Origin of the sequence: Acetobacter sp. (assembly GCF_047723915.1) — a bacterium.
GTDB lineage: Bacteria > Pseudomonadota > Alphaproteobacteria > Acetobacterales > Acetobacteraceae > Acetobacter.
This window is the reverse complement of sequence record NZ_JBDOBQ010000049.1, coordinates 1-5,151: the sequence shown is the minus strand read 5'-3', so window position 1 is coordinate 5,151 and position 5,151 is coordinate 1. Positions and strand designations below refer to the sequence as shown.

Sequence of the window (5,151 nt, the reverse complement as noted above, 5' to 3'; positions counted from 1 at the left end):
CTGGCCGTGGCCGAACGGCTGGCCCGCACGGATGAGGAAGACGGCCCGGCCCGCCTGTGGCGGGGGGAGGACGGCAACCTGCTGGCCGAACGGCTGGGGGAACTGATGCTGGCGGCCGATATCCTGCCCCCGCAGCCCCCCGTGGTGCTGGACGGGCTGCTGGGTGCCGTGCTGACGCAGGACCGTGCCGTAACACGCCGGGCGGACCCCACCGCCCTGCACCCGCGCGTGCTCATATGGGGGTTGTTCGAAGCCCGGCTGCAAACGGCGCAGACCGTTATTCTGGGCGGGCTGTCGGAAGGGACATGGCCCCCCGTAACCGATGCCGGACCGTGGATGAGCAGGCCCATGCGGCGGAAGGTCGGCCTGCCGTCGCCTGAACTGGCGGTGGGGCAGGCCGCGCATGATTTTTATGCAACGGTCGCCGCCGCCGGGCAGGTCATCCTGTCCTGTCCCCGCCGGCGCGAGGGCGCGCCCGTGGTGCCTGCGCGGTGGCTGACCCGGCTGGATGCGTTTCTGGCCGGGCGGGGTGCGCGCGTGCCGGCACACCCCGTGCTGGCATGGCTGCGCCAGCTCGACCAGCCGCCCGGTGCCGCAAACCCCGTTGCCGCCCCCCGTCCGGCCCCGCCCGTTGCCTTGCGGCCCCGCCGCCTGAGTGTGACCGAAATCGAAACATGGATGCGCGACCCCTACGCCATTTATGCCCGCCACGTCCTGCGGCTGGAGCCCCTGGCGGAACTGGAGGAAGGGGCCGATGCATCGGATTACGGGCTGATCGTGCATGACGCGCTGGAACGCTGGGTGCGCGCGCATGGCGTGGCCTGGCCCGATGACGCCGAACACAGGCTGGCTGCGCTGTTCATGACCTGCCTTGCCGAACGCAAACTGCGCCCCGCCCTGCGCGCCTGGTGGGAGCCCAGACTGCTGCGCATCGCCCAATGGGTGGCGGAGGCGGAAACCCGCCGCCGGGACCAGAACGGCCCACCCCATGCAATCCTGACCGAAGCGCGGGGCCGGGTGGTCATGCCAGCCCCCGCCGGGCCGTTCACGCTGGTGGGCCGGGCCGACCGCATAGACATGGACGCACAGGGCGGGGTGAACGTGCAGGACTACAAGACCGGCATGCTGCCCGCCACCCGCGACGTGCTGGCGGGCTGGAGCCCGCAGCTCCCGCTGGAAGCCGCCATGATCCTGCAGGGCGGGTTCGAGGCGGTGCCGGCGGACTGTTCCATCGGCGCACTGACATACTGGCGGCTGACCGGCGGGGCCGATCCGGGGCAGGAGGTCAGCATTACCCCGCGCGAGGTCGCAAGCCTGACCAAACTGGCCGAACAGACATGGCAGAACCTGCTGGAACGCATTGCCGCGTATGACGACCCGACGCGGCCGTACCTGTCGCACCCGCATCCGGGGCAGGAACCCCGTTTTGCTGATTATGCCCGTCTGGCCCGCGTGCCCGAATGGAGTGCCGCCCGCACGGAGAACGACGCATGAGCGGTCCCACGGCCAACCCGCCCCTCCCGGGTGCGCCGCCCGCTACGGGCATGCCGGATACCGTGCGGACGGGCCAGCCAACACATGCGACCTCGGGGACGCCTTCAGGGACGCCTTCAGGGGCGACTCCAGGTAAGGCCCCGGCGAAGGCTCCGGGCGCAGCCCCGGGGACAGGAATGGAGGCGGCCCCGGCGGCGGCCCAAATCGCGGCCCCGTTGGCGGCCCCGTTGGCGGCCCGGATGGCGGCCCAAATGGCGGTTGGTGGGGATGGTACGGGCGCCATATCGGGGGCCATTGCCCAGGCCAACCGCCAGCAGGCCGCAGCGTCAGACCCCACGGCCTCGGTGTTCGTGTCCGCCTCGGCGGGGAGTGGCAAGACAAAGCTGCTGATCGACCGCCTGTTGCGGCTGATGCTGCCCCGTCTGGACCCGCAGGCCCCACCGGGGGCCGAGGCCGCGCTGCTGCCGGGCAGTGCGCCCGAACGCATATTGTGCCTGACCTTTACCAAGGCGGCAGCGGCGGAAATGGCCATTCGCCTGCAAACGCGGCTGGGCCGGTGGGTCACGCTGGCCGATGCGGCGCTGGATGGCGAATTGCAGGCCCTGTCCGTGCCCACGACACCGCAGACCCGCGCGCGTGCGCGGGCCCTGTTTGCCGAGGTGCTGGACATGCCCGGCGGCATGCGGATCGGCACCATCCATGCCTTTTGCCAGTCGCTGCTGCGGCGCTTCCCGCTTGAGGCGGCCATGAACCCGCATTTTACGGTCATGGAGGAAACAGAAGCCGCCCTGACCCTGCAAAGCTGCGCCGAATCGGTTCTGGGCACGCTGGGGGCGGATGTGCTGGCCCCGCTGGCCGGCCAGATCGGTCTGGGGGATTTCATGGCGCTGGCGGGCACACTCCGGCGCAGTGCGTCCGCCCAGGCCATTCTTGCCCAGGCCGCGGCGCAGCCCGACCAGGCCCAGGCGGTTCTGTGCCGCGCACTGGGCCTGCCCGCCCATGCCCTGCGCGGGACCGAGGCGACTTTTCTTGAAAATGCCTGCGCGGGCTTTGCGCATGAAGAGGCATTGCGCGACGCCCTGCGCCTGCTGGAGCGCAAAGGCACGGAAACGATCCGCACCAATGTGCTGCGCCTGCTCGACTGGCTGGCCCTGCCGGTTGCGGATCGCGCGGCAAACTGGACCCTCTGGCGCGAGGGATTGCTGACGCGGGACGGCAAACCCCGCAGCAGGGGGCTGATAAGCCCGAAGCTTGCCAAAGAGCATGAGGACGTCGCGGACCTTCTGCACCGTGAGGCCGAGCGGATCATCGCGGTGGAGGACATGCTCAATGCCCGGCATCTGGCGCGGCTGGGCCTTGCGGTGCTGCGGGCCGCCGCCCCTGTGGCGACGGCGTACGCGCAGCGCAAGGCCGCACTCGGCCAGATGGAATATGACGACCTGATCCATCGCACGCTGGCCCTGCTGCGCCAGCCCGGTGCCGCGTGGGTGCTGTACAAGCTCGATGGCGGGATCGACCATCTCCTGCTCGATGAGGTGCAGGATACCTCGCCCGAGCAATGGCGCATCGCCGGTGACCTGACGGAAGAATTTTTCGTGGGCGAGGGCGCGCGCGACGCGCAGGACGGGCCGCGCACGGTTTTTGCGGTGGGGGACTATAAACAGTCCATCTACGGCTTTCAGGGCGCGGACCCCGAGGCATTCCGTGACTGGCGCAACCGCTTCAAGCAGCGCGCGCTGGGGGCTGAACTGCCCTGGCGCGAGCCCGAACTGACAGTCTCGTTCCGCTCCACGGCCCCCGTGCTGGCCCTGGTGGACGCCGTGTTCGCCTGCCCGCAGGCCGCCCGTGGCGTTGTGGTGGCGGATGAGGGCGATGCAGACCCGCAGGCCGATGGCAATGGCACCAGCGCGTCGCGGCGGGGCATGCGCCATGTCACGGCGCGGCCGGGCCAGGGCGGGCGGGTGGAACTGTGGCCGCTGGAGGAAGCGCAGGACGATGACACCGCGCAGGCCATCAGCCCGTGGCAGCCCGCACAGGCCAATACGACGCGCCAGAGCCCGCGCCAGAAACTGGCCGACAGGCTTGCCCGCTACATTGCCCGCCAGCTTGCGGCCCCTCCTTTACCGGGGGAAAAACCGCTGACCCCGGCGGATGTGCTGGTGCTGGTGCCACGGCGTTCGCCGTTCGTGGGCATGCTGGTGCGCGCGCTCAAGGAACAGGCCATTCCCGTTGTCAGCCTGGTGCGCACGGGCCTGGCCGACCAGCTTGCCGTGCAGGACCTCATGGCCCTGTGCGCGGCCCTGCTGCTGCCGCAGGACGACCTGACACTGGCCTGCGTGCTGACATCCCCCCTTGGCGGGCTGAGCGATGACAGCCTGATGGCGCTGGCCACCGCGCGCGACAGGGGCGAACCGCTATGGTCCGCCCTGCGCGAACGTCACGCCACCCGGCCCGACTGGGCGCAGGCCTGGGCCATGCTGGGCACGCTGTTCGGCCGGGTGGATTACCTTGGCCCGTATGAACTGCTGTGCATGGCGCTGGGCCAGCTTGGCGGCCGGGCGCGGCTTCTGGCCCGGCTGGGGCCGGAGGCGGCGGAACCGGTGGACGAACTGCTTTCGGCCGCCCTGCGCTATCAGGACCAGAACCCCCCCTCGCTCCAGGGGTTTCTGCACTGGCTGCGGCATTCGCAGGAGGCGGTCCGGCGCGAGGCCGAGGCCGGGGGCAATGCCGTGCGTGTCATGACCGCGCATGGGTCCAAGGGCTTGCAGGCGCGGCTTGTCATCCTGCCCGACACGGTGGGCACACCCAAGTTCGAGGACCGTCTGTTCTGGACGCGTGACACCGCAACCGGCATGGACGTGCCCCTGTATGTGCCGCGTGCCGCCATGGGCGTGGGGCTGACGCGCAAACTGGCCGACGCCATGCGCGCCCGCGCGGTGGAGGAATACAACCGCCTGCTTTACGTCGCCCTGACCCGTGCTGCCGACCGGCTGGTGGTCTGCGGCTGGAAACCGGGGCGTACCGTCCCGCCCGAAAGCTGGTACGAACGCTGCCGTCAGGGGTTCGAGCGCGCGGGCGCGCAACCGCAAGGCTGGGACGACGATACGCACACAGACGCCGGTATCGTCAGTCATACCGACACGAATACTGGCCCGAATACCGGCCCGAACGCTGGCGGTACCACCGGCGGTACCACGGGCCGTATCAGGGGCATGAACGCTGCCACGGAAAGCAGTACGCACGCTGGCGGCGCTCCCGGTCGAGACCCCAACCCAATATCCGGCCCAATATCCGGGCCAGTATCCAGCCCGGGTCCAGTTCCCGGCTCCGCCACCGTGCGCGATTCTGCCTCTGATCCTGCCTCTGACCCGGCGTCCGGCCCCGGCACGAACCAGAACGGCGAACAGGCGGCTGGCACCGGCCCTGCACAGCGCCTAGTGCTGGAGGAACTGCCTGTTGCCTTGCCGCAGGTGGCTGCGGCCCCGGTTGTAGGGGCGGCATCTACGCCGCAGGCCGCGCGGGTGGATAGCACCCTGCCGGGCTGGGCCGGGTGTGCGCCGTCATGGCGGGCCACCCCCCCGGTGGCGGAAGCACCCCTGGCCCGCCCGCTAGCCCCTGCCCGCCCGGATGACGCCATGCTCGGCCCGCTGCCCCCCG

The 5,151-nt window shown here is 70.5% G+C and carries 2 protein-coding genes; both read left to right on the top strand.

The window, feature by feature from the left end:
* The coding region (locus ABF990_RS14510) for a PD-(D/E)XK nuclease family protein (RefSeq protein WP_415506668.1) at positions 1 to 1,494 on the top strand (1,494 nt) is incomplete at its 5' end.
* Between the two features lie 251 nt (positions 1,495 to 1,745).
* Positions 1,746 to 5,151, top strand: a 3,406-nt coding sequence (locus tag ABF990_RS14505; RefSeq protein WP_415506667.1) for a UvrD-helicase domain-containing protein, incomplete at its 3' end; no start/stop codon positions are given.